We start from the raw sequence: 25664 nt of genomic DNA on the forward strand, positions 1-25664 counted from the left end.
CTTCCATGCGAAGTAAGGCGAAGCGCGACGATCTTCCGCGCGACGCCCCCGCGACATGAAGATAACGACACCTCTTGTGTCGTTCATGACGTGGTGCGTCAATGCGGACGGTAGTCCATGCCGCACCCCGCAGCATGGAGGCCATTGTCGCCCCAATGATGCAGCGCAATCATTGGGATTTGCACTTAGTGGCCCTTAGCGACGCGTCGACGCCTGGCGGCGTTTTGGTGCAACCAGGCGTTTGCGTCTACGGGAAAGCACTGACGCACATGTTATGCAATCGACATGGCAGGCGAAGAGGCAGGGTGGGTTGACGAAGCCGAAGCGGCGATGCGTGCGCGGCGGTCGGCGCGAATGATTTCACTCGCACGCTCGGCGATCATCAACGTCGGCGAATTTGTGTTGCCCGAGGTGATGTTCGGCATCACCGATGCATCGACGACGCGTAGTCCTTCGACACCGAGCACACGCAAGCGGTTGTCGACGACCGCGCTCGCATCGTCGGCGGTGCCCATGCGGCAGGTGCCAACCGGATGGAAGATCGTCGTGCCGACCTGACCCGCTGCGGCCCGCAGTTCTTCTTCCGTCTGGAACTGGAGACCGGGCAGGATCTCCTGCGGCTGATAGCGCGCAAGTGCGCTCGCACTCACGATACGGCGCGTGAGACGCAACGCGTTGGCGGCAACGCGAAGGTCGTAGTCTGTTGAGAGATAGTTCGGTGCGATCGCCGGTGCCGCATGCGGATCGCGCGATGCGATGTGTACGCTGCCGCGCGACGTCGGACGCAGGTGGCACACCGACGCCGTGAACGCATTGAAACGATGCAGCGGCTCGCCGAAGCGATCGAGCGACAACGGCTGCACGTGATACTGCAGATCGGGGCGCGTGAGCGATGGATCGTCGGGATCGGACTTCGCGAACGCGCCGAGTTGCGACGGTGACATCGACATCGGGCCGCTCTGGAACAACGCGTACTGCAAACCGATCTGCAGCTTGCCCCACCAGTGCGCGGACAACGTGTTGAGCGTGCGCACACCGTCCACCTTGAATGCCATGCGCAGTTGCAGATGGTCCTGCAGGTTCTCGCCGACGCCGCGCAGATCGTGCACGACGTCGATACCGAGGCCCTGCAGACGCGTACCGTCGCCGACACCGGACAGTTCCAGCAGATGCGGCGAGTTGACCGATCCCGAACTCAGCACCACTTCGCAGCGCGCCTTCGCGAGATAGTCGACACCGTTGCCGCGATACTCGACGCCGACGCAGCGCTTGCCTTCGAATACGACACGCTGCGTGACGGCGCCGGTGATGATGGTCAGGTTCGGACGCGCAGACGCCGCACGTAGATAGGCCTTCGATGCGTTCCAGCGAATGCCGCGCTTCTGGTTGACGTCGAAGTAGCCGACGCCAGTGTTGTCGCCGCGGTTGAAATCGTCGGTGGCGGGAATGCCGGTTTGCTGTGCGGCCTGTGCGAAGGTCTCGAGAATCTTCCATTGCAGGCGTTGCTTCTCGACCCGCCACGGACCACCGCTGCCGTGCCATTCATTCGCGCCGCCGTGATGATCCTCGCTACGCTTGAAGACCGGCAGCACCGCGTTCCACGACCATGCGGAGTCGCCGGTCACGCGCGCCCACTCGTCGTAGTCTTCGCGCTGTCCGCGCATGTAGATCATGCCGTTGATCGACGAGCTGCCGCCGAGCACACGGCCGCGTGGATACGACAGCGAACGGCCGTTAAGGCCTGCTTCCGGTTGCGTCTTGTAGAGCCAGTCGGTGCGCGGATTGCCGATGCAGTACAGGTACCCGACCGGCACGTGGATCCAGTGGTAATCGTCCTTGCCGCCCGCTTCGAGCAGCAGCACCGACACATCCGGGTCTTCGGTCAGGCGGTTGGCGAGCACACAGCCCGCCGTCCCCGCGCCGATCACGATGTAGTCGAACTCGCCTTCCAGCGTTCGACTGGACGCACGTGCGTCACCTTCAGTCTTGCTCACCGTCGTCTCCTTCATGAGCCGCCGTCCGCGGCATGCATGCTGACAGTTACAGCGTGTGTGTTACTTCGCCACCGGCATCGTGAACTCGGCGCCCTTCGCGATGCTGTCGGGCCAGCGCTGCATGATGCTCTTGTAGCGCGTATAGAACCGCACGCCTTCTTCGCCGTACGCATGGTGATCGCCAAACAGCGAACGCTTCCAGCCGCCGAACGAATGCCATGCCATCGGTACCGGAATCGGCACGTTGATGCCGACCATGCCGATCTGGATCTGCCGAGAGAACGCGCGCGCGACGCCACCATCGGAGGTGAAGAGCGATACACCGTTCGCGAATTCGTTGGCGTTGATTAGCTCGACTGCGGAAGCGAAGTCCGGCACGCGCACGATGCACAGCACCGGCCCGAAAATCTCTTCGCGATAAATGGTCATGTCGGTCTTCACGCCGTCAAACAACGTGCCGCCGAGGAAGAACCCCTGCTCATGACCGGCCACTTCATGCCCACGCCCATCGACCACCAGCTTCGCACCTGCTGCGACGCCGGCATCGATATAACCCTTCACCTTCTCGCGATGCACCGCTGTGACGAGCGGACCCATCTCAGCTTCGCCATCCATACCGTTGAGAATCTTCAGCGCCTTCACGCGCGGCGTCAGTCGTTCGATCAGTTCGTCTGCAATGTGGCCGACCGCCACCGCTACCGAAATCGCCATGCAACGCTCGCCGGCCGAACCGTAGGCCGCGCCGATCAGCGCGTCGACGGCCTGGTCGAGATCGGCATCGGGCATCACCACCAGATGATTCTTCGCGCCGCCCAGCGCCTGCACGCGCTTGCCGTGCTTCGTGCCTTCCGTATAGATGTATTCGGCAATCGGCGTCGAGCCGACAAACGACAGCGCGCTCACGTCCGGATGCACGAGCAGCGCATCGACGGCGACCTTGTCGCCGTGCACGACGTTGAATACGCCGTCGGGCAGACCGGCTTCCTTCAGCAGTTCGGCAAGTCGCACCGCAGCCGAAGGATCACGTTCCGAAGGTTTCAGCACGAACGTATTGCCGCACGCGATCGCAACCGGAAACATCCACGCCGGCACCATCATCGGGAAGTTGAACGGCGTGATGCCGGCAACCACGCCGAGCGGCTGGCGCAGATTCCAGTTGTCGATGCCACCGCCGATTTGATCGGTGAAATCGGTCTTCAGCAGATTCGGAATGCCGCACGCGAACTCGACGATCTCGATGCCGCGCATTACCTCGCCTTTCGCATCGGAAAACACCTTGCCGTGTTCCCGCGTGATCAGCTCGGCCAGCTCGTCGTGGTGCCGGTCGAGCAGTTCCTTGAACTTGAACATCACGCGCGCGCGCTTGATGGGCGCGGTTTCGCTCCATGCCGGAAACGCGGCTTTCGCGGCGGCCACTGCGGCGTCGACTTCAGCGACGCTCGCGAGCGGCACGCGGGCGCTCACCTTGCCGAGCGCCGGGTTGAAGACGTCGCCGAAACGGTCGCTCGTGCCTTCGACCGCGCGGCCGTTGATCATGTGGGTCAGTGCGCGCACGCGCGTGTCGTTTTGATGTGTCTCGCTCATGAGTTCCTCGTTCGGTGGGTGTCGGGCGTAGCCGCAGCTTCGCGAATTCACTGATGCACAGCGTAATCGCCAGGCCCGCAGCAAATCCAATGAGTTATGCTCAATTGCGTTATAAGTCGCGCTAATATCAGCGGATGGACCCGACGCTATGGACTTGACCCTTCTACGGGCGTTCGTGACCGTCGCGCGCGAGGGCAACCTCACGCGCGCGGCCGTGCACCTGCACCTGACCCAACCTGCCGTGAGCCTGCAGATCAAGAACCTGCAGGAAACGCTCGGCGTGACGCTTTTCACGCGTACATCGCACGGTCTCACGCTGACGCGCGACGGCCAGTCGCTGCTGCCGCACGCCGAACGCGCACTGGTCGCGGCCGGCGACGTTCAGCGGGCCGCAGCGACACTGCGCCATGAAATCCGCGGACGGCTGCGTATCGGCACGATCCTCGACCCGGAATTCCTGCGCCTCGGCGGCTTTCTGAAGCAGCTCGTCGAAACCTGGCCGCACATCGAAACCGCGCTGCGGCACGGTATGTCCGGCTGGGTGCTCGACCAGGTGCGGGCGCGCGAACTCGACGTGGGCTACTACATCGGTCGACCCGCCGAAGACGAAGGACGCGACGGCAGCGTTTTTCATACGGTGACGCTGACGCATTTTCAGTACCGGGTGCTCGCTCCCGCGGGGTGGAAAGACCGGGTCAAGGGCGCGCGCGACTGGCGCGCGCTCGCCGCGCTGCCGTGGATCTGGACACCGCCGGCGTCGGCGCATCACCGGTTGTTGTCGCGCCGGTTCGCGGAGGCCGGCGTCACGCCGGTCAAGGTCGCGGAAGTCGACCAGGAGCCGTCGATGCTCGATCTCGTCAAATCGGGCGTTGGCCTCACACTCGCCCGCGATGCCACCGCGCTGGCCCAGGCGCATGCCCATGCGCTAACGATCGTTGACGGCATCACGGTGCCGACCGAACTCGCGTTCGTCACACTGGCTGCGCGCAAGGAGGAACCCGCGATCGCCGCGGCGCTAAAGCTGATCGAGCAGCAATGGTCGGCCTGACGCCGCATGACTGACGGCGCTCGAGGTACCGCGGTATCGTTTGCAATATGAGCAACGCTGATAAAGGCCGGCGTAACAACACCGTCACGCGCTTTTTGCTAGATTCGGAGTTTGTGCACGGCGCCTCCCCGCCGTACAGCCGTTTTTACTCCCGGTTCCGGTCCGCATACGTCGCCAGGTTGTTGCGAGCGCTGCGGTTCAGCCATCCATCGTCCGTCGTTTCACCAGGAGCTTCATATGGCACGCAACATCGAAATCAAGGCCCGCGCGCGGCAATTCGACCAGCTGCTCGCCCGCGCCGCCGAACTCTCGCCTGAAGCGCCGCTGATCTTTCGCCAGCAGGATTTCTTCTACGACGTGCCGCGTGGGCGCCTGAAACTGCGCCAGTTCGACGACGGCACACCCGCCGAACTGATCTTCTACCAGCGCGACGACCGCGATGGTCCGAAAGCCTCGTACTACACGCGCAGCCCCGTGACGAACCCGGAAGCGATGCATTCGCTGCTCGCCACCGCGCTCACGACGCGCGGCATCGTGACCAAGGAAAGGCATGTGTACGTGGTGGGGCGTACGCGGATTCATCTCGATCGCGTCGACGGCCTTGGCGATTTCATCGAACTCGAAGTGCTGCTGGCGCAGGACGATGACGAAGAAGGCGGCGAAGTCGAAGCTCACGCGATGTTCGCGAAGCTCGGCGTGCCGGAGTCGGATCTCGTGGCCGTGGCCTATGTGGACTTGCTAAACGCGGATTCGGAGCCGTTGCAGGCTGCGTGATTCTTCTGCGAGAACTGCTCGATGGTCGAATCGGGGCAGCTGGAACGCCCCGACGATCGAATCGGAGGTCGCTGCAAGCTGCCGGATGAAGCCTGGTTACGAGGCCCGCGCACCCACAGGCGTGCGTGGCCCCGCAGGCCGGGGATATCAGGTCGGCGCCGCCCCAGCCGCCAGATGACCAAGCGGCAGCGGCCCGTTGCGCTTGAACGTAGTCAGCACGATATTCGAGCGCACGCTGTCGACACCCGTCACCCGCATCAATTTCTTCATCACGAACGACGACAGCGAGCCGAGGTCCGGCGCGACGATGCGTAGCAGATAATCGGCGTCGCCGACCACGGCATGACATTCGAGCACTTCCGGTAGCGCGTCGATCTGCTGCTGAAACTGCTCGATGATCGAATCGCCGTGATGCGCGAGCTTCAGACTGGTGAAGGCCGTGACACCGAGACCGAGTTTCTCCGGCCGCAGCACGACGCGATAACCATCCACGATGCCGGTCGCTTCGAGCCGCTGGAGCCGGCGGCCGATCTGCGACGGCGACAGCGGCACCTGCTCGCCGAGCTGCTGATGGGTAGCCCGGCCGAAGCGCTGCAACACCTCCAGCAGCGCGAGATCGAAGTGATCCAGTTCAAGCATGAAGCCTCTCCGCGTATTTCTCGACTAATATGCGAACTAATCGCATTGATCGAATTTAAACTGACGAATATGCGCTCATTAAGCGCGATGCCCGCTCTAAGCCTGCAAATCTACCTGAATCGGCCCGTGCCTGCAGCGCCGCGCGCATCCCCGCATCCCCAGTACCCACCGCGCGGAAAAGCGTGAGAATGGATGGCTCGGGGCATGCGCCCAAGTCAACCGGAGCGGCGCTCTACCGCCCCCGGCGCGCCCGATCCATCTACAGGCAGGTGACACCATGATCCACAAACTGACTTCCGAAGAACGCGCGACCCAACTCGCGAGCCTTGCCGGCTGGAACGCCGCGACGGGCCGCGACGCGATCCAGCGCCAGTTCAGCTTCGCCGATTTCAACGAGGCCTTCGGCTTCATGACCCGCGTAGCCATCAAGGCACAGGAGATGGACCACCATCCCGAGTGGTTCAACGTCTATAACAAGGTGGAAATCACGCTGTCGACGCACGAGGCGAATGGTCTGACCGAGCGGGATATCAAGCTCGCGCAGTTTATTGACGGGATTGCGAAAACGGCGTCGCGGGACTGATGCAGGGCTGGCGCCGGGTTGATTTAGACCCGCAATTAGCGGCCGGAACAGGCCGCGCGCAGAGGATGAAAGGGGTTTGGAGGTTGGCAGGCGTGCAAACCTTCAGTTCTACAGGCCATTCTTAAGGCGGGTGTAAGAATCCCAGGCATCGCCGGCGATGGGGTCTAAACGTTCCCGCGCCAGCGCGTTCTGACGCTGTACAATCATCAGCGCATAGGGCTTGGAGAGCGCGCTAGCCTCCTTGCACAGAACAAGTTCGTCGCCGCTTGCAGGTGAGCGGGCGCGCCAGAAGTTGATCGCGGCTTCCAGTTCGTGGATCGTAATATCGGACATGATTCTCGTGGTTGCACCCTGGCGTATCGTACGGCAACGCTGCACGGTTCCCGCGCAGCAGACACCGCGGCGAACCGTGACCTGATATGCCTAACCCATTGTACTTGAGCGAAATCCATGCGACTCCTTCTGATCGAAGATGACCGCCCCATCGCACGCGGCATCCAAAGCAGCCTCGAACAAGCCGGCTTCACGGTCGACATGGTCCACGACGGCATCTTCGCCGAACAGGCTCTCACCCAAAACCGCCACGAACTCGTGATCCTCGATCTGGGTCTGCCCGGCATCGACGGAATGACGCTGCTGTCGCGCTTTCGCCAGAGCAACCGGCACACGCCGGTCATTGTGCTGACCGCGCGCGACGAGCTGAACGACCGTGTGCAGGGCCTGAATTCCGGCGCCGACGACTACATGCTGAAGCCGTTCGAACCCGCCGAACTCGAAGCACGCATCCGCGCCGTGATGCGCCGCAGCGGTCCGCACGGCGATATGCCGCGTCCGGAAGTGTCGCTGGGCGGTGTGCGCCTGTCGGGTGTCGACCGCCGCATCTTCAACGACGACAAGCCGCTCGAACTGTCGCCGCGCGAATTCGCCGTACTCGAAATGCTATTGCTGCGCCACGGCCGCGTGGTCAGCAAGGCGCAGTTGCAGGATCACCTGACGCACTTCGGCGGCGATCTCGGCGATACCGCGATCGAAGTCTATGTGCACCGCGTGCGCAAGAAACTCGAGAGCTGCCGCGTCGAAATCGTCACGGTGCGCGGCTTCGGCTACCTGCTGCAGGAAATCCGCCAGGCGGCATAAGCGCGGCGCGATATCGGAGCCCCTCGGGGCTCCTCCCTGCCCGCCCTGGGCGGGGACAGCGGCGCGCGCCCGGCAATGCACGCTATGATGCAGGCTTGCTGCGCGCTGCGCCGGCTCAGGCCGACGCAGCGCGGTTCCTTCGCCCACGATCCGCTGTCGAGCTTGTCCACGACCATGCCCTACCCAGCCGCAAACAGTTTGCGGCGCTCGTTGCTGCGCCGCCTCGCCGCCCCGCTTTCGCTGCTCGCGCTAATGAGCGGCCTGATTGCGTACTGGCTTGCGTGGCAATACACACAGCATGTCGTCGACCGGTCGCTCGCCGATCTCGCTACCGCCATCTCCAAGCAGATCCAGATCGCCGGTCCCGATGCGTCGATCACCGTGCCGCCGCTCGCGCAGGCGATGTTCTCCGATCCCGTCGAACAGCTCGTGTACCGGATCAGCGACGGCGAAACTGAAATTGCCGGCGACCCGAAGCTGCCGCTACAAGGTGTCAGCGTGCGCCGCATGCATTACGCGTACGTGTTCGAGGCCGAACATGAGGGCACCACGGTGCGCGTCGCTCAGGTCCGCGTCGATCAGCCGGCCGGCAATCCGATCGTCGTCGAAGTAGGCCAGCCGGTCCGTCACCGCTTTCAGATCGCTGCGGAATTCCTCGTCGCCATCATGATGCCGCTGTTGCTGTTGCTGCTGGCCGGCTGGGTGATCGTGTGGCGCGTCGTGAACCAGCAGCTCAACCCGTTGACCGATCTTGCCGATTCGCTGAACCGGCAAACCCACACCTCGCTCGAGCCTGTCGACGAAACCTATGTGCCAGTCGAAATCCGGCCGCTGACAGGCGCGCTGAACGCGTTGCTCGGGCGCCTGAAAACCGCCCTCGACGCCCAGCGCAAGTTCATCGCCGACGCCGCTCACCAGCTGCGTACGCCGCTTACCGCGGTCAAGCTGCATGCCGAGCAGGCCGCCGTCGCGCGCGACCCGCAACTGGCGCTGGCCGCCGTGCACGAGCTGCGCGCCGCAGCCGATCGCGCGGTGCGGCTGTCCAACCAGTTGCTGTCGCTGGCGCGTGCGGAACCGGGCGAACAGGCCGCGCGTTTCGTGAGCGTCGACATGGCTGCACTCGCGTTCGAAACCGGTGCGGAATGGGTGCCGCGCGCGCTCGGCGTGCACGTCGACCTCGGCTTCCAGCGTCTCGACGATCCGGAAAACGGCCATCCGCTGATTGCCCGCGGCAACCCGGTGCTGCTGCATGAGGTGATCGCGAACCTGCTCGACAACGCGCTGAAGTACGTACCGCCGTCGCGTTTCGACGGCGGCCGCATCACGGTGACGGTATCGCAGGTATTGATCGAAGATGTGGCCACGGCGGAGATCATCGTCGAGGACAACGGGCCGGGTGTGCCGAAGAACCAGCAGGCCGATCTGTTCAAACGGTTCTTCCGCGGCGACGGTCAGAGCGATGGCGGCGTGGACAGCGGCGCGGGTCTCGGCCTTGCGATCGTGCACGACATCATGGCGCTGCATCACGGCAGCGTGCATTACGAGGACGCGCCGGAGGGCGGTGCGCGCTTCATCGTGCGGATCCCGCTGGTTGCAGCAGGTAGCGCGGCCGATACCGGTGCCGGTGCCCGCGACGAACGGCGCAGCGAAAAGAAATCGGCGCACCAGGCGCCGATCGATTTCTAGCAACGGGCTGCGCGCATCGCGCAGCGTTGCCTCATTTCTTCTTCTTGCCTTTCTTCGCGTCCTTTTTCGACGCGTCTTTCTTCGACGATTTCCCGGGCTTGTCCGGCGGCGCGAGCATCGTGCCGCGGCACTTGCGCGATCCGCAACGGCACTCGTATTCGCGCTTGAGCTTCTTCGTCTGGCGCGAATCGATCACGAGGCCATAGTCGTAGAACAGTTCTTCGTCGACCTCGATATCGCGCAGCGCGTGAATGAATACCTGCCCGTCGATCTCTTCGGCTTCGCAGTTCGGCCCGCACGAATGGTTGATCCAGCGCGCGTTATTGCCGTCCACCTTGCCGTCGATCACGTCGCCGTTATCGAGTGCGAAGTAGAACGTGTGATTCGGTTCAGCCGGATTGTGCGGATGACGGCGCAAGGCTTCCTTCCACGAGATCCGCTCGCCCTTGTACTCGATCACGCGCTCACCCGTCGCGATCGCTCCGGTGGCAAATACACCCTTACCGTGTACGCCCGAACTGCGCACGGCGATCCTGCGTGAACCCATTGAATGAATCCTTGTGAAAAACGGGAGGTGAAAAGTCCAGTCACGGCGACGATGCGCCGGCCTTCGCGACGCTCATAGCAAACGCGGCGCCTTGCGGGCGCCGCGTCGACCTGTGCCGCATGTGCGGCACAATCGGCATCCTACACGCTTGGACTGGCTTCGTTCAACAGTCAATAAGCCTGCTCAGCGTTGCCCAAACGAAATCTCGCCGAACAACGCCTTCTGATCGCGTGGCTGCGAGCGCCAGTATTGCGGCGGCGCCTCGACGCTGGCGCCCAGTTGCGCCGCTGCATGCCACGGCCAGCGCGGATCGTAGAGCATCGCGCGGGCCATCGCGACGAGGTCGGCAGCGCCTTCACTGATGATCTGCTCCGCATGGGAGGCCTCGGTGATCAGACCCACGGCGATGGTCGGCAGACCTGTCGCGTGCTTGATGGCGCGTGCAAACGGCACCTGATAACCCGGCTCGAGCGGAATCTTCTGCAGCGGTGAGACACCGCCCGACGATGCGTCGATCCAGTCGCAACCGCGTTTTTTCAGCTCGGCGGCAAAGGCGAGCGTGTCGTCGAGCGTCCAGCCGCCCTCTACCCAGTCGCTCGCCGAAACGCGCACGCCGACCGGTTTATCGGCGGGGAACACCGCGCGCACGATGTCGAAAATCTCCAGCGGAAAGCGCATCCGGTTTTCACGCGAGCCGCCGTATTCGTCGGTACGTTGATTCGCGAGCGGCGACAGGAACTGGTGCAGCAGGTAGCCGTGCGCGGCATGCACCTCGAGTGCGTCGATGCCCAGCCGGACTGCGCGTCGGGCCGTTGCGGCAAACGCTTCGCGAATGCGGTTGAGGCCGGCCGCGTCGAGCGCGAGCGGCGGTTCTTCGCCATCCTTGTGCGGCACCGCCGACGGCGCATGCGGCAACCAGCCGCCGTCCGCCACCGGAATCAACTGGCCGCCGTCCCACGGCGCGGCGCTCGATGCCTTGCGTCCCGCGTGAGCAAGCTGCATCGCGACGCGAATATGGGAGTGCTTGCGAATCGCGGCAAGCACCGGCTTGAGCGCCGCTTCGGTGGCGTCGTCCCACAATCCGAGATCGCCGGGAGTGATGCGACCGTCCGGTTCGACGGCCGTCGCTTCGATGCACAACAGACCTGCGCCCGACAGCGCGAGATGGCCGAGGTGGATCATGTGCCACGCGGTGGCTTCGCCGCGCTCGGCGGAATACTGGCACATCGGGGAGACGACGATACGGTTCGGAAGCGTCACGCTGCGCAGCGCGAGCGAAGAAAACAGAGCGCTCATGGATTGGGATCCGGGAAGGCGAATGAGCGATCGAGGATAGCACCGCGGTTAATTTGCTGCAGGGTGCCGGACCGGGTCTACGGGCAGCGCGCAAGCACGCGGACAGACGCGCTAAACCGATACTCGAGCAAGCGTTACGGCTTCGCGTCGACCTGATCGAGCCACTCGCCGAACATGCGACGCGCGGCGGCTTCAAGAGCCGGTCCGAGACGCGCCGTGTCGTCGCGCAGTTGCAGAACGTCCGCGCCTTCGGCGGCGATTTCGGCAGCGTGACCGATCAGCCAGGGCTCGAAGCGGTCCGCCCGAATCTCCGGATGACACTGCAAACCGAGCACATGATCCCCCCACGCGAACGCCTGGTTCTCGCACACTGCTGTCGACGCGAGACGCGTGGCACCGTCCGGCAGATCGAAGGTGTCGCCGTGCCAGTGCAGCATCGAGGTCTGCGTAGCATCCAGATGCCGCACCGGCGACGCGCGACCCGCGTCGGTCAGCGTCAGCGGCGACCAGCCGAGTTCGGTCTGCGCACCCTTGTAGACACGCGCCCCGAGCACACGTGCGATGAGCTGCGCACCGAGACAGATGCCGAGCGTCGGCAGGCCCGCCGCAATACGCTTCTCGATCTTCTCGACGAGCGGCACCAGCGCGGGATAACGCAGATCGTCGCAGGCATTGATCGGGCCGCCCAGTACGACCATCAGGGACGGCGCAACAGGGTCCGGCGCCTCGATGCGCGCAAACCCCACGTCGAGATAGCGCACCGGACGGCTACGCTCGCCGAGGACCAGTTCGAGACTGCCCAGATCCTCGAAGTGCACATGGCGGATGGCCAGAACTTCTGGATTCATCGGCGGCTTCCGTCGTCAGGTTGAGCTCAGACGTGCTGGACAAACACCTTCCAGGTCTTTTTCTGTGTCGCGACATCAGCCGTCTCGTGAACCGAGCAGTCGAGACGCAAGTCGGTATCCGCCAGCGATAGATCGAGCAACGCACAATGATGCGGCGTCTTCTTCGGATTCTTGCTCGGCTCGAAATACGTGCAGGTCACACACATGCGGTGTAGCGGAATGTGGCCCTGTGCTTCGAGCTGGCGAATCGTCTTCAGCAGCGTGCGATAGAAAGCCGATTGCTCGTCGGCGCGCAACGTGCCGACCGCTTTCGACAGGAAGTCCGGCCATTGCGCCGCGCGTTTCGCCGCCGTACGTCCACGTGTGGTCAGACGCACCGCCAGTGCACGGCCGTCGTCGAGTGCGCGACGTTTCTCGACGAGCCCCTTGCCTTCCAGCGTGCTTACCGCGTCGCTCGTCGTGGCAGCGGTCAGTGCGGTTTCACGGGCGATCTCGCCCAGTCGCATCGGCCCCTTGCGCTGCATCAGCAGCACGAGGATTTCTCCCTGGGTCGGTGTGAGACCCGCACCTTCCGCCCATTCCCATGCCTGGCTCCGCATGGCCGTGCTCAGTCGTAACAGGCTGTGGGTGACACGTCCCATCGCCTGCTCTCCGTAAACGCCTTCGCTCATGATCTTTGTTTGGTTGTTGACAGCTTTTCGCTGCATGGTCGGTCGCCATGCGTCAAAACGCCGGCAGCCTGGTGGGGGCACTTCCGCCTGAATCCCGGGCGGGTCGACTTCTTACATCTACTAATTTATAAAGTATCTCAAAAAAGTACCGTACTGTTTTCGCGCGCTTCTTTCATTTCATTACTCGTGGGACACATCCACTCGAACGACGACGCGGAGTACGGAAACAACATTCTATTCGAGAGCGGCGAATCGTACAGCTAAGTTATCCGACAGAATCTGTGGATAACTACGGTACAAGCGCTTAACAACCGGTGCACGGTTTCTTGACAACTTGCAGGGCGATCGGCCGGCATCTCGGGTTATCCGCGTTTCGCGTGCTCTGCACACAGACGAATCGCGCGGTTGTGCTGCGTGCAGCGCGATGACTCTGCAGGGAATTATCGGGTTGTCCACAGAAGCCGTCGACCCTTGTTAACTACTACTACAGACGTATACATCAGTTCTATAAAAACCTTGGGAAGGTCCTGTCGGAAATAAAAAAACCCGCACAGAGCGGGTTCATGAGGGTTCAAGACCTGGGGTTGACACGATTTCCGCGTACCCGTTTGCTACGCCCGCCATTGCAGGCACTGCTGCCGCACTGCTTCGTGCAACGATTTTTCTTCGGTAACGACGCCGCGCAGCCAGGTCGCATCGTTGATCTGGCTACGTGCAATCGCGCCGACTTCGTCGAGCGCCCGGCCGGAACCGAGTGCTTCGGCATGCGGTGCGATGCGCTCGAGCGTCTCGATGATGTCTTCGGAAATCGTCTTGCGTTCGCCGGTCTGCGGATCGATGCAGGTGCCCGCCAGACCGAAGCGGCAGGCCTCGAAACGGTTGAATGTGTAGACGAGGTAGTCGTCCTCTTTCGGCATCAGCGGTTTATCGAGCAACAGGTGGCGTGCCAGCGTCTGGATGTAGCAGGCGATCGCCGCAGCGCGGTCGACGGAAAACGGCGTGTCCATCACGCGGACTTCGATCGTGCCGAAGCCCGGTTTGGGACGGATGTCCCAGTAGAAATCTTTCATGCTGTTGACGACGCCCGTGTTCACCATCTTCGAGAAGTACTCCTCGAAGCTGTCCCACGTGAGTACGAACGGTGCGCGGCCCGACAACGGAAACGCGAACACCGAGTTCAGGCGTGCCGAATGAAAGCCGGTGTCGACACCCTGTACGAACGGCGACGATGCCGACAGCGCAATGAAATGTGGAATAAAGCGCGACATCGAATGCAATAGATACAGCGCGCTATCCGAATCCGGACAGCCGATATGCACGTGCTGGCCGAACACCGTGAACTGTTTCGCGAGGTAGCCGTAAAGCTCGGACAGGTACTGGAAACGCGGCGTATCGACGATCTGCCGTTCGCTCCATTGCTGGAATGCGTGCGTACCGCCACCGCATAAACCGACGTTCAGCCGGTCGGCGGCTGCAACGAGCGTGTCGCGGATCGTGCGCAGATCGGTGACGGCCTGCTCGTGCGAAGTACAGATGCCGGTGGACAGCTCGATCATGCTCTCGGTGATTTCCGGCGTGATGTTGCCCGGAATTTTTTCATCCTTGATGAGCCGCAGCAGATCGGTGCCGGCTTTGGTCAGATCGTAATCGTGTGTGTTGACGATCTGCATTTCGAGTTCGATACCGAATGTGAACGGTTTCGAATCGACGAAGGGTTCGAGTGACATGGCGTTCCCTGGGTCAAATCGGCCGGATGTTTCGAAGACATCCGGCCATGGCAAAGCGGTATATGAAGGTGTTCGTCTACTCGCGGCGCTCGCCAACGAGCGCAAGACTGCGATAGACCAGCCACGGGCTGACGATCTGCAACACGACGATCGAGCACATCACCACCGCGCGCAGCATCGGATCGAAATTCGGGTACAGCGTGTAGGTGTCGTCGACGAGCAGATACGCAAGCGCCGACATCGGCGATAACGACAAACCGAGCGCGACGCCCTGCTTCCAGTTCAGCCCGCTCGGTTTCGCGAAGGCTAGCACGCCGAGCAGTTTGGCGACGAGCCGCGCGATGATCAATCCCACTGCGGCGACGCCACCGAGCGCGATATCTTTCCACTCGAACGTGGTGAGCGTCAGCACGAACAGGATCACGGTCAGCAGCCATCCCGCTGTGCCGAAATGCTGCGGCCAGAGTTGCGGACGCGCTTCGAGATTCTTCACGATGATGCCGGCGGCGAGCAGACTCAGGATCGTCGACAGCTTGAACAGATGCGCGACTGCAATGGCCAGCAGCACGAGACCGAACAATGCGACGAACGAATGCTCGTCCTGCATGTTCATGCGTCGATAGAAGAAATTACAGGCGCGCGCGAGCCCATATGCCAGGATCAACGAACCGATCAGCAGATACAGCGGCTGCAGGATCGTTGCGAATACGTTGCCGTACACCTCCTGATGCAGCCAGCTCGATGCGAGCTTTTCGATCACGACCGCATACATGCTGTTCAGCGCAGTGAGCGCCATCAGACGTTGCGTGACCTGACCTTCTGCGCGCAACTCGGTCTTCAGCTGGATCACCATCGCGGGCGACGTTGCCATGGCGATCGATGCGAGCACCATCGCGACCATCGTCGGCACTTTGAGGAACAGCAACACGACGAGTACGAAGATGAAGGTCAGCGTCGACTCGGCGAAGCTCGAGAGAATCAGCCAGTAATTGCGGCGCATCCAGCGTAGATCGAGCCGGCTGCCAAGTTCGAACAGCAGCAGCCCGAGCGCGACGTCGAGCAGCGGTCGCGCAGCCGATGCCGCACTCGCATCGATCACACCCGAGCCCGCCGCCCCGGCGATCAGACCGATCACCGCATAGCCGGAGATACGTGGCAGATGCCACGCGCGATAACAGAGTTCGCCGCACAGCCCTGCTGCAAGCAACGCCAGACCGGCCCAGAAAATTGCGTCGGGCGTGAGTGGCCACGCGGGAAAGAATGAAAACGCCGACTTCATCGTGGTGGCTTCTCCTTTGGCAGCGACAGCTGTACCCGCCTCGTGCGGGGAGCGTTGTGGAGGACTGAGCGTACACCGCGTTCATGGCGAAATACGCTGCGGCCGATCCACATCGCGAGCTGTCAACGATCGGATGAAAACAGAACGAACCGGTACTGCATCACTGCCTGTCGCAACGGATGTCGCGCAGCGGGAGCAGTCGGCCCGTATGAAAAGAACGCCGTCGACTTTCGAATCAGATTCTGATTGACCGGCAACCGTTCCGTTGATGCGTCCGTCGCTCGAAGCAACGGCAACGCGGGAAGAACGGCGATTGTGCCACAGCTTTTTCGTACTCGACTGAAAGTGTCTCGAACATGCTTGCAAAACGGTAAAACCAACCGCGATCGTGCGGGATTGAAGGAAAAAGCGACCGGGTATGGAACGTGGCCTCGTGCAGGTTTGCTGCGCTGTTAGAGATAGATAGATCGTACCTGCGGTGCCTTTTTCGGCTGTGATCGTCGGACAGCCCGTGCGGCCCTTTGGTTTAAATGGTTTACCTGTATGTATACGTAGTAGCAGTTAACAAAGGGGTCGCATTTCTGTGGACAACCCCGGTTTACCGAAATGAATCATCTGCTTGGCGAACGCATAACCGGATGCAAAGCGTATGCGACAGCGGCTGGCTTCTTTGCATAACTTTGCCGCGGCGCGCGCCGAAACGAAGTTACCCCGTTTACGTCCACATCGAGTCCACATGAGTTGCGCGCGCATTCCCGATAGTTATCCACAGCCTGGCGTGGACAAGTCTGGTGCGCGTCGAAGGAGATGAAGGGGGATTGGTTCAGCGGATCGTGCTTTGTCGCAGCGCGCGTAGCAGGAAGCGCGCTGGGTCGATGGCTTCGGCGAGGTCGCGCTCGATCGGCCACGGCTCGCCTTCGATCTGCGAGGCGATCAGTTCGGCACCGAGCGCCGCCCACACCAGTCCGCGCGAGCCATAAGCGAACGCGCCATATAGACCGTCCGCGCGAGGTAGATCCAGCGGCCATGCGCCGCGCAGACGTTCGGCGTCGAGTGTAGCGGCGGTTTCGTCGGCGAGCTGACCGATCATCGGCAGGCGGTCGAGTGCGACGCAGCGAAACGCGACGCGTCCGGCGAAGGTCGACGGGTTCTGTGTTCGCAATGCGGGATCCAGCGACGGCATCATTTCCGCGAGGCGTTCGAGATTCTCGAGGTGATCAGCGGAGCGCACGGATGCGTCCATGTCGTCGACGTGGTAGGTCGCGCCGCTCAGCGTAGTGCCGTCGACGAGCGGTACAGCGTAGCCCGCGCCGATGACCGGCACGTGCGGCGCCACGATGCTGCCGCGCGGCAGTAGCGTGAGCTGGCCGCGTACACGCTGTGTCGCGGCATGCTGGAGGCCAGCGATCCGCGCGGCCTCATGTGCGTTCGCGACAATCACCACGGGCGCCGAAATGATTGCGCGACCCGATGTATCGATCACGGTCCATTGATCGCCGCTGCGTTCGATCCGTGCAACTTCAACACCGAAACGCCGTTCGAGCTGCGTGCCGGCCGCGGCGCATTGCGCTGCACATAGCGCAGCGGGATCGAGCCAGCCGCCGTGCGGATAAAACCATCCACCGTGTGCGAGCGGCACCTTCGCGATACGTTGTGCTTCGTCGCGCGACAGCGGTGCGACAAAATCACGCGGCCACGCGAACGCGGTGAACGCGTCGGTCATGGCTTGCAGTTCGGCGTCGTCAGCGGCGAGTTGCAGCAGGCCCTGGGTGCTGCGCGCGAAATCATGACCTGCGTGTTCGAGTGCAATCCAGCGCTGTAATGCGTACGCAAAACCGGCGCGCGTAATGCGCGACGTGCCGCTATCATCGCGCGAAAGCTGCGGATGAAAAACGCCCGCAGGATTGCCCGATGTTTCGCGTGCAATGTCGGCATGTCGCTCGAGCGACGTGATTTGCCAGCCGCGCGCAGCGAGTCGTTCGATTGCTGCACATCCCGCGAGCCCTGTACCGATCACGACGGCATGTCGTGCGTTGACGGCGAGTGGTACCGGCGGCTCGTGTCGGCGTACGCGCCAACGCGGCGCGAAACGACCGACCAGCATCGCGCGTTTCCAGCCGAAGCCATCCACCTTGCGATACTCGAAGCCGGTTTGCGTGAGCGCGCGTTTCACATCGCCGGCGCTTGTATATGTGGCGAAGGTTGCGTCGTCGCCGGCGAGGCGCGCGAGCATCTTGAAGATTGGCGGCGTCCACAATTCGGGATTTTTCGCCGGCGAGAAACCGTCGAGATAGAACGCATCGGCACGCAACCACAGCGACGGCAGTGTCTCGAGCGCATCGCCGAAGGCGAGCGTCAGCGTGACACGACCGCCCTCGAATTCGAGTCGATGCACACCGGGCACGAGTGTCGGCCACGCCTCGGCGAGTGTCTGTGCCAGCTCTACGATCGATGTTTCCGCAACCGTCGCCGCGTACGCCGCGCGCAAATCGGCCTCAGTAAACGGGTACTTTTCCGTCGAAACGAAATGCAACCGCTCGCAGCGCGCAGGGTCCGCGCGCCACGCGGCCCACGTCGCGAGGAAGTTGATTCCCATGCCGAAGCCGGTTTCCAGCACGGTGAAAATCCGCCGACCTTGCCATCGTTCCGGCAGACCATTGCCGTGCAAGAACACGTATTCGGCCTGAGCCAAACCGCCGACCGCGCTGTGATAAATGTCGTCGTGACGCGGCGAAAACGGTGTGCCGTTATCGCGAAATGCGAGCGTCGCAGGGATGAGCGGGTGGGTCATGCGTGGTGAAAAAACACTCGAACAGACATCGGAAGACTGCCGGGAAAGGCTCGCCCAGTGCGGGTTTCGCGGACTGCGGGCGCGATTCTGGGCGCGCCGCGTTGGCAAAAACCAACGCTCGACGGCGACAAAAACTGGTGTCGCGCGGTAAGCAGGGTTCCGTCGAGGTCAAAAACGGCACTTTCCATAGGAGAAACGCGTAAAGAACGCTGTAATTCTTCGAAACCCTTATCCTGCATGGGTTTGCGCTGCGCTATCATAGCAAGCGCCGCGGAGGGAAGCGGCAGCACGGCCGTCATGCAGTACCTTGCGCGACGCATTTGTCCGGACCGCTTCCGGAGCCGTCGCTGCTCAATGGCGCGGCTCGCGCACGTATAATCGGCGCGTTCGCGCTGTTCGTGTCAACCTAAACTCAGAAAGGAACCTTAATGAACAAACAGGAACTGATCGACGCCGTCGCAGGACAGACGGGCGCCAGCAAGGCTCAAACCGGTGAAACGCTGGACACGTTGCTTGAAGTGGTCAAGAAGGCTGTGTCAAAAGGTGACTCGGTCCAGTTGATCGGCTTTGGCAGCTTCGGTTCGGGCAAGCGCGCAGCACGTACGGGCCGCAACCCGAAGACCGGCGAAACTATCAAGATCCCGGCCGCCAAGACTGTCAAGTTCACGGCTGGTAAAGCGTTCAAGGACGCAGTCAACAAGCGCTAAGCACCCGGTTGCTTTTTTGTTGACGCCCGCCTCAGGCGGGTTTTTTTTCGTCCGCGTTTTTTGTTTAGTCGTGCCGGTGCACGATCTCTCCATCGCCGTGATCGTGGTCATGATCATGGTCGTCTTCGGCATCGAGATTCCACGCGGGGAACGGATCGGCGAAATGCGACCAGGCTTCGGCTCCCTGCGCGTACTCGTCGTCGTTCAACAGACACGCATCAAACTTTCCGCGCCATAACGTCGGATCGATATCGACACCGATCATCACCAGTTCCTGACGACGGTCGCCGATACTCGTATCGTGCAGATCGCCGTGCCAGTCGGCGGTGATTTCCGCGAGCAGTTCGTCATCGCCCTCGGGCCACTCGCTGCGATCCTGCGCGGCCCACCACATTCCCGCTGGCCCATGGCGACATGCGCCGCCTGCCTGCGATAGCGAACCTGCAATGTCATTGCGCGTCGCGAGCCAGAAAAAGCCTTTGCTACGCAGTACACCTTTCCACTCTTCATGCAGCAGCGCCCACAGACGTTCCGGATGAAACGGCCTGCGCGCGCGATAAACGAAGTTGCCGATACCGAATTCATCAGCCTCGCCGTGATGCGCGTGGTCGTGATCGTGTTGCAGCGAGGCGAGCCAGCCCGGTGCATTCGACGCTTCGTCGAAATCGAAGCGTTTCGTATCGAGCACTTCAGCGAGCGGAACTACGCCAAAGCGGCTCAATACCTGCACCGCGCGCGGATTGATGTGAGCAAGAATGTGCTGCAAACGTGTGAGATCGTCGGCACTGACGAGATCGGTCTTGTTCATGACGAGTACATCGCAGAACTCAATCTGTTCGATCAACAATTCGACGAGCGTGCGATCGTCTTCGTCGGTGGCGGCGAGGCCGCGTTCGGCGAGCGCATCGGCGCAGGCATAGTCGCGCAGGAAGTTGAACGCGTCGACGACAGTCACCATCGTATCGAGCCGTGCAACGTCGGACAGCGACACGCCGTCGTCGTCGACGAACGTGAAGGTTTCGGCGATCGGCATCGGCTCGGCAATACCGGTCGATTCAATCAGGATTGCATCGAAACGCTGTTCGCCGGCAAGCCGCCGGATCTCGGTCAGCAGATCGTCGCGCAGCGTGCAGCAGATGCAACCGTTTGACATCTCGACGAGCTGCTCCTCGACGTGCGATAGCGCAGCGGCATCGCGCACGAGCGCAGCATCGATGTTGACGGCGGCGAGATCGTTGACGATCACGGCCACGCGCAGGCCCGCGCGGTTCGCGAGGATGTGATTGAGGAGCGTGGTCTTGCCCGCGCCCAGAAAACCCGAGAGCACGGTGACGGGCAGTGGCGGCTGGTTCATCGCAGTACGGAAAGCAGGAGGAAATGGGAGGCGGCCGGCCCCGGCGTAATGAGACCCTGGACGCCCGGCGGCAGCACGAAGCCGCATTGTGCATCAAACGCCGCGCGGCCGCCTGGCGCACCCGAGGTTCGCGGTAGCCTGGGGCACAACGAAAAGCGTGAGGTGGAAGGCTTCGGGTTGACCGGCAACGTCACGCGCGCTACTCAGCGCGACGCCTGCAACAGGTTCCATTTCTGCAGAATGGCGACGATCTGCTTCGCGTACTGATCGCGCAGCGACGGCGTTTCCGAGTGGTACGCGCCGACCGCCTGCCAGGTGTTGCCGTATTTGTTCATCTTCTGGCGCAGATGCCAGGCGGCAATGTAGACGTTCTTGCACGGCTGCATCAGCGTATCGGATGAAATGCCGTAGTGAGCGAGCGTAGGCAGATGGATCGAATTGATCTGCATCACGCCGTAGTCGGTCGAGCCGTTCGCATTCTTATGCAGCGCTTCCGGCCGGTTATGCGATTCCTGCCACGCGATGGCGCGCAGGATGAGCGGGTTCACCTTCTGATAGTTTGCCGCCTCGTCGAAGCAATCCGCGCGCGCGGGCCCGGCGGCACACAGTGCACCTAGCGCAACGGCAGCGGCAACGGTGAAGGCAGCCAGTTTCATCGATCAGATAAGACATCCCAGTGGAACGTTCAGGATTGCCAGGCCGGATGCATGGAAAACATGCGACGCGTTCGAAAATCCCAAATTTTTGGAGCAGCGCACTAACTGGAATACGGGAAAACCCCGGTTCAAGCGACGCCTTTCGATGCCGAACCGCCCGTATCATACCGGCAGGCTGGCATGCGTCAAGTTGGCTGACCGACATAGGCATCGAAAAAGCGAAATCTTCCGGACGTCTGTCTCTGTTATAACGACGGCGAGCCCGAAATCGGCAATCGCGATGTCGAAAACTTTCGATAACTTTCGAAAACTTAACGGCACAGACCGACGATTAGAGGAAATTCACTGCGTCAATTCTTTTGTGACAAATTCGACATGAAAAGCTGCTACTGTGCAAACTTTTAGGATATTGGGTAGCACGCACCTGGACTGGGCCACACCGCTGTTCCAGAGCGTGAAAGCAAGCGAGGAGGTTGCCGCTGCCCGGATATCCGCCGCGCATGACCGTCGGTGACTGAAGATAGTCGCCGGTATCGACATCACATTCCATGAGAATAAATCGTATGGCATTGCGGCGCGTTACCACTGCGCTGCTGGTTGCTGGACTGATCACCGCGCAGATTGCACACGCACAGGTGACACTCAATTTCGTCAACGCTGACATTGATCAGGTGGCGAAAGCAATTGGCGCAGCGACTGGCAAAACGATCATTGTCGACCCGCGCGTAAAGGGTCAACTCAATCTCGTTTCGGAAAACCCGGTGCCTGAAGATCAGGCGCTCAAGACATTGCAATCCGCGTTGCGGATGCAAGGGTTCTCTCTGGTCCAGGATCACGGCGTATTGAAGGTCGTGCCGGAAGCCGATGCGAAGCTGCAGGGGGTACCGACTTATGTCGGCAATACACCTGCTGCGCGCGGCGACCAGGTGATCACGCAGGTGTTCCAGCTGAAGAACGAATCGGCTAACAATCTGTTGCCGGTGCTGCGGCCGTTGATCTCGCCGAACAATACGGTGGCTGCCTACCCTGCGAACAACACGCTTGTCGTGACCGACTACGCGGATAACGTGCGGCGGATCGCGCAGATCATCGCGGGTGTCGATACGGCGGCGGGTCAGCAGGTGGCCGTTATACCGCTGCGTAACGCGAATGCACTCGACACCGCACAGTCGCTGTCGAAGATGCTCGATCCGGGCGCGATCGGTAGTACGGATACTACGTTGAAGGTTTCCGTCACAGCAGATGCCCGCACTAACTCGCTGTTGCTGCGTGCGTCGAATACTGCACGGCTTAACGCAGCGAAAGAGCTCGCGAAAGAACTCGATGCACCGACCTCGAAGATGGGCAACATGCATGTGGTGCCATTGCGCAACGCGGATGCAGTGAAGCTCGCGAAGACGTTGCGCGGCATGATGGGCAAGGGCGGTGATAGCGGTTCGTCGGCCAGCTCCAACGATGCGAACTCGTTCAACCAGAACGGTAACTCGTCGTCGTCGAGCGGCGGGAGTTTCTCGACAGGTTCCTCGGGCACGCCGCCGCTGCCGTCTGGGCTTGGCAGTTCATCGTCGTCGTTCGGTGGTTCGTCCGGCTCGTCGGGTTCGCAAGGCGGTGGCACCGCCGCCGCGGGCCTGCTCGGCGGTGACAAGGACAAGGGTGATGATAACCAGGCGGGCGGCATGATCCAGGCCGACCCGGCCACCAACTCGCTGATCATCACTGCGCCGGACGCGATATACCGCAACCTGCGGGCGGTGATCGATCAGTTGGACGCGCGGCGTGCACAGGTCTACATCGAAGCGCTGATTGTTGAGTTGTCGGCGAATAACAATGCTGACCTCGGGATCCAATGGCAGATCGGCAACAATGCGCTCCTCGCCGGTACTAATTTTTCAAACAGCGGCAACACGATCACCAGCCTGACCGCAGGCCTGGCCGGAGGCGCTGCCGGCACGGCGGGGGTGCTGAACGGCATCTCGCAGGGGCTCAACGTAGGCTGGCTTCACAACGTCTTCGGCGTCAAGGGGTTGGGCGCGTTGCTGCAGGCATTGTCCCAGTCCGGTGATGTGAACGTGCTGTCGACGCCTAACCTCATCACGCTCGACAACGAAGAAGCCAAGATCGTGGTCGGCCAGAACGTGCCGATCACGACCGGGTCGTATGCGAACCTCACCAGTACCAGCGGCAGCAACCCCAGTACGTTCAACACGGTCGATCGGGTCGACGTCGGCCTGACGCTGGATATCAAGCCGCAGATCACCGAAGGCGGCCTTCTCAAACTGCAACTCGCTACTGAAGACTCGAACATCGTCAACGGTTCGCAGAACGTGGCGCTCAACCCGAACGGTCCGACGTTTAACAAGCGTTCGATTCAGTCGACGGTACTCGCCGACGACGGTGAGATCATCGTGCTGGGTGGTTTGATGCAGGACAACTATCAGGTCAACAACAGCAAGGTTCCGCTGCTCGGCGACATCCCGTGGATCGGCCAGTTGTTCCGCTCGGAATCGAAGAGCCGCACGAAGACCAACCTGCTGGTGTTTCTACGTCCTGTGATCATCAACGACCGTGCTACCGCTCAGGCGATCACGCAGAATCGCTATGACTACATACAGGGCGTACAGGGTGCATACAAGTCGGACAACAACCTGATCCTGGACAAGGACGATCCGGTGACTCCGCCGATGCCGATCGGTCCTGCGGAAGGTGGATCGAAACTGAACCTGTTCGATATCGACAAGATGCGGCGTGAGCAGGCGACCCGGCAGCCGCCTGCCGCCGCCGCCCCCGCGAGCACCCCCGCAGCCCCCCTCGAATCCCCAGGAGCCCATCCGTGAGCACGCTGGCACCGGCACCGGCTGCAACAGCTTCCGGCGAGCGCGAGCCGCCCTCGCCGCTTGCCGCTCGCCTGTTGCCCTACGGTTTCGCCAAGGCCGGTCAGATCCTGATCGCGCATCAGCACGCCGATGGTCTCGAAGTGTGGATCAGCGAACGCACGACCGATGCCGCGCTCGCCGAAGTGGGACGCAATTTCGGCGCGCTGTCGGTGCTGCGCATACCCCCGACGACCTCGTACAGGCAATCAACCAGGCGTACGCACGCCAGGACGGTAGCGCGGCGCAGGTGGTCGGCGAAGTGGAAGGCGAAGTCGATCTGTCGCGACTGATGCAGGAGATTCCCGAAGTCGAGGATCTGCTCGAGTCGGAAGACGATGCGCCGATCATCCGTATGATCAACGCGCTGCTCACGCAGGCCGCGCGCGAACAGGCATCGGATATCCACATCGAACCGTTCGAGAATGCATCCGTGGTGCGTTTTCGCGTCGACGGCACGCTACGCGATGTCGTGCGACCGAAGAAAGCACTGCACGGCGCACTGATCTCGCGGATCAAGATCATGGCGCAGCTCGATATCGCCGAGAAGCGTCTGCCGCAAGATGGTCGCATCACGTTGCGCGTGGGCGGCCGTCCGGTCGACGTGCGCGTATCGACACTGCCCACAGGCCACGGCGAACGCGCGGTGCTGCGTCTGCTGGAAAAAGACGCGGGCCGGCTGAACCTCGAAGCACTCGGCATGGCCGCCGACACGCTCGTGAAGTTCGACAAGCTGATCTCGCGGCCGCACGGCATTGTGCTCGTCACGGGGCCGACCGGCTCGGGCAAGACGACGACGCTGTATGCGTCGATGTCGCGGCTCGAAACCACGACGACGAACATCATGACCGTCGAGGACCCGATCGAATACGATCTGTCCGGCATCGGCCAGACGCAGGTGAACGAACGTATCGGCATGTCGTTCGCGCGCGCACTGCGCTCGATTCTGCGGCAAGACCCGGACGTGATCATGATCGGCGAAATCCGCGACCTCGAAACCGCGCAGATCGCGGTGCAGGCCTCGCTAACGGGTCACCTTGTGCTTGCTACGCTGCACACGAACGATGCGGCGTCGGCGGTGACGCGGTTGACCGACATGGGCGTCGAACCCTACCTGCTCGCGTCGTCGCTGCTCGGCGTGCTCGCGCAGCGGCTGGTACGACGGTTGTGCCCGGTCTGCAAGGAAGAGCGCATCGAGGAAGGCGAAGACGGCCAACGGCATACACAGTGGCATCCGGTGGGCTGCGACAAGTGCGGTCACTCCGGCTATGCGGGACGTCGCGGTGTCTATGAATTGCTGCTGATCGACGACCACATCCGCACGCTGGTTCACCGCAACGCACCCGATGCCGAAATTCTCCAGGCGGGTCGTGAGCAGGGCATGCGCACGCTGCGCGAAGACGGCGACCGCTGGCTCGCGTCGGGACTCACCTCGCTTGAAGAAGTGATTCGCGTGACAGGCGGAGTGTAAAA

Annotated in this window: 20 protein-coding genes and 1 pseudogene; 8 read left to right on the forward strand and 13 right to left on the reverse strand. The window is 62.0% G+C overall.

All coding sequences use genetic code 11. The annotated features are described in order from the left end of the window. Window positions 1-272: 272 nt before the first annotated feature. Together FNZ07_RS33275 and FNZ07_RS33280 are read right to left on the reverse strand one after the other, a co-directional pair. Window positions 273-1994 (reverse strand): GMC family oxidoreductase, encoded by a 1722-nt coding sequence (locus tag FNZ07_RS33275; protein WP_245811667.1) that lies wholly within the window; start codon window positions 1992-1994, stop codon window positions 273-275. 60 nt (window positions 1995-2054) lie between these two features. Next, on the reverse strand, window positions 2055-3578 hold the full coding sequence (locus tag FNZ07_RS33280; RefSeq protein ID WP_091017015.1) for a CoA-acylating methylmalonate-semialdehyde dehydrogenase: 1524 nt from the start codon (window positions 3576-3578) through the stop codon (window positions 2055-2057). Window positions 3579-3726: 148 nt separating this feature from the next. On the opposite strand from FNZ07_RS33280, the gene FNZ07_RS33285 reads away from it, so the two are divergent. Then, the gene (locus FNZ07_RS33285) at window positions 3727-4626 is read left to right on the forward strand and encodes a LysR family transcriptional regulator (protein WP_091017012.1); all 900 of its coding nucleotides are present in this window, start codon (window positions 3727-3729) and stop codon (window positions 4624-4626) included. 237 nt (window positions 4627-4863) lie between these two features. After that, the gene (locus FNZ07_RS33290; protein ID WP_091017010.1) at window positions 4864-5400 is read left to right on the forward strand and encodes a class IV adenylate cyclase; all 537 of its coding nucleotides are present in this window, start codon (window positions 4864-4866) and stop codon (window positions 5398-5400) included. 147 nt (window positions 5401-5547) lie between these two features. On the opposite strand, the gene FNZ07_RS33295 is transcribed toward FNZ07_RS33290, so the two are convergent. Next, the gene (locus FNZ07_RS33295; protein ID WP_091017008.1) at window positions 5548-6039 is read right to left on the reverse strand and encodes an Lrp/AsnC family transcriptional regulator; all 492 of its coding nucleotides are present in this window, start codon (window positions 6037-6039) and stop codon (window positions 5548-5550) included. A 277-nt stretch (window positions 6040-6316) separates the two neighbouring features. Here FNZ07_RS33295 and FNZ07_RS33300 point away from each other — a divergent pair, with 277 nt between their 5' ends. After that, window positions 6317-6622 carry a 4a-hydroxytetrahydrobiopterin dehydratase gene (locus FNZ07_RS33300; protein WP_091017006.1) on the forward strand — a complete coding sequence of 102 codons (306 nt, stop codon included), beginning with the start codon at window positions 6317-6319 and terminating at the stop codon, window positions 6620-6622. A 108-nt stretch (window positions 6623-6730) separates the two neighbouring features. On the opposite strand, the gene FNZ07_RS33305 is transcribed toward FNZ07_RS33300, so the two are convergent. After that, window positions 6731-6955: a DUF3717 domain-containing protein gene (locus tag FNZ07_RS33305; RefSeq protein ID WP_091017004.1), complete on the reverse strand. Its 225-nt coding sequence runs from the start codon at window positions 6953-6955 to the stop codon at window positions 6731-6733. A 117-nt stretch (window positions 6956-7072) separates the two neighbouring features. Here FNZ07_RS33305 and FNZ07_RS33310 point away from each other — a divergent pair, with 117 nt between their 5' ends. Both FNZ07_RS33310 and FNZ07_RS33315 read left to right on the forward strand, forming a co-directional pair. Next, the gene (locus FNZ07_RS33310; protein WP_075155370.1) at window positions 7073-7759 is read left to right on the forward strand and encodes a response regulator; all 687 of its coding nucleotides are present in this window, start codon (window positions 7073-7075) and stop codon (window positions 7757-7759) included. A gap of 174 nt (window positions 7760-7933) precedes the next feature. Continuing rightward, window positions 7934-9445, forward strand: a complete 1512-nt coding sequence (locus FNZ07_RS33315) for a sensor histidine kinase (RefSeq protein ID WP_091017570.1) — start codon at window positions 7934-7936, stop codon at window positions 9443-9445. Window positions 9446-9476: 31 nt separating this feature from the next. Here the strand turns inward: FNZ07_RS33315 and FNZ07_RS33320 are convergent, their stop codons facing one another. The 7 genes from FNZ07_RS33320 to mnmC all read right to left on the reverse strand — a co-directional run bounded on the left by FNZ07_RS33320 (window position 9477) and on the right by mnmC (window position 18604). After that, window positions 9477-9992, reverse strand: coding sequence for an SET domain-containing protein (locus tag FNZ07_RS33320; protein ID WP_091017002.1), 516 nt, complete (start codon window positions 9990-9992; stop codon window positions 9477-9479). 183 nt (window positions 9993-10175) lie between these two features. Further along, entirely contained in the window at window positions 10176-11288 is a 1113-nt protein-coding gene (locus tag FNZ07_RS33325) for an NADH:flavin oxidoreductase/NADH oxidase (protein ID WP_091017000.1), read from the reverse strand. Window positions 11289-11422: 134 nt separating this feature from the next. Beyond that, complete coding sequence (locus FNZ07_RS33330; RefSeq protein ID WP_091016998.1) at window positions 11423-12136, reverse strand: glutamine amidotransferase; 714 nt, start codon at window positions 12134-12136, stop codon at window positions 11423-11425. 26 nt (window positions 12137-12162) lie between these two features. After that, the gene (locus FNZ07_RS33335; protein ID WP_091017567.1) at window positions 12163-12807 is read right to left on the reverse strand and encodes a MarR family winged helix-turn-helix transcriptional regulator; all 645 of its coding nucleotides are present in this window, start codon (window positions 12805-12807) and stop codon (window positions 12163-12165) included. Between the two features lie 611 nt (window positions 12808-13418). Beyond that, window positions 13419-14534 carry a YbdK family carboxylate-amine ligase gene (locus FNZ07_RS33340; protein ID WP_091016996.1) on the reverse strand — a complete coding sequence of 372 codons (1116 nt, stop codon included), beginning with the start codon at window positions 14532-14534 and terminating at the stop codon, window positions 13419-13421. 76 nt (window positions 14535-14610) lie between these two features. Continuing rightward, window positions 14611-15813: a cation:proton antiporter gene (locus FNZ07_RS33345; RefSeq protein ID WP_091016994.1), complete on the reverse strand. Its 1203-nt coding sequence runs from the start codon at window positions 15811-15813 to the stop codon at window positions 14611-14613. 823 nt (window positions 15814-16636) lie between these two features. After that, a complete protein-coding gene (mnmC, locus tag FNZ07_RS33350; RefSeq protein ID WP_091016991.1) occupies window positions 16637-18604 on the reverse strand; it encodes a bifunctional tRNA (5-methylaminomethyl-2-thiouridine)(34)-methyltransferase MnmD/FAD-dependent 5-carboxymethylaminomethyl-2-thiouridine(34) oxidoreductase MnmC in 1968 nt (655 codons plus the stop codon). Window positions 18605-19032: 428 nt separating this feature from the next. On the opposite strand from mnmC, the gene FNZ07_RS33355 reads away from it, so the two are divergent. Further along, window positions 19033-19311 carry an HU family DNA-binding protein gene (locus FNZ07_RS33355; RefSeq protein WP_091016988.1) on the forward strand — a complete coding sequence of 93 codons (279 nt, stop codon included), beginning with the start codon at window positions 19033-19035 and terminating at the stop codon, window positions 19309-19311. A 64-nt stretch (window positions 19312-19375) separates the two neighbouring features. Here FNZ07_RS33355 and FNZ07_RS33360 read toward each other — a convergent pair whose 3' ends face one another. Continuing rightward, entirely contained in the window at window positions 19376-20665 is a 1290-nt protein-coding gene (locus tag FNZ07_RS33360) for a GTP-binding protein (protein WP_091016985.1), read from the reverse strand. Window positions 20666-20868: 203 nt separating this feature from the next. Then, on the reverse strand, window positions 20869-21321 hold the full coding sequence (locus FNZ07_RS33365; RefSeq protein WP_091016982.1) for a lytic transglycosylase domain-containing protein: 453 nt from the start codon (window positions 21319-21321) through the stop codon (window positions 20869-20871). Between the two features lie 548 nt (window positions 21322-21869). Here FNZ07_RS33365 and gspD point away from each other — a divergent pair. Both gspD and gspE read left to right on the forward strand, forming a co-directional pair. Further along, the gene (gspD, locus tag FNZ07_RS33370) at window positions 21870-24155 is read left to right on the forward strand and encodes a type II secretion system secretin GspD (RefSeq protein WP_407670694.1); all 2286 of its coding nucleotides are present in this window, start codon (window positions 21870-21872) and stop codon (window positions 24153-24155) included. Next, window positions 24152-25662 (forward strand): annotated as a pseudogene (gspE, locus tag FNZ07_RS33375) (type II secretion system ATPase GspE). Before gspD ends, gspE begins: the two are co-directional and overlap by 4 nt. Window positions 25663-25664: the final 2 nt, after the last annotated feature.

It is taken from the genome of Paraburkholderia megapolitana (assembly GCF_007556815.1).
Taxonomy (GTDB): Bacteria; Pseudomonadota; Gammaproteobacteria; order Burkholderiales; family Burkholderiaceae; genus Paraburkholderia; species Paraburkholderia megapolitana.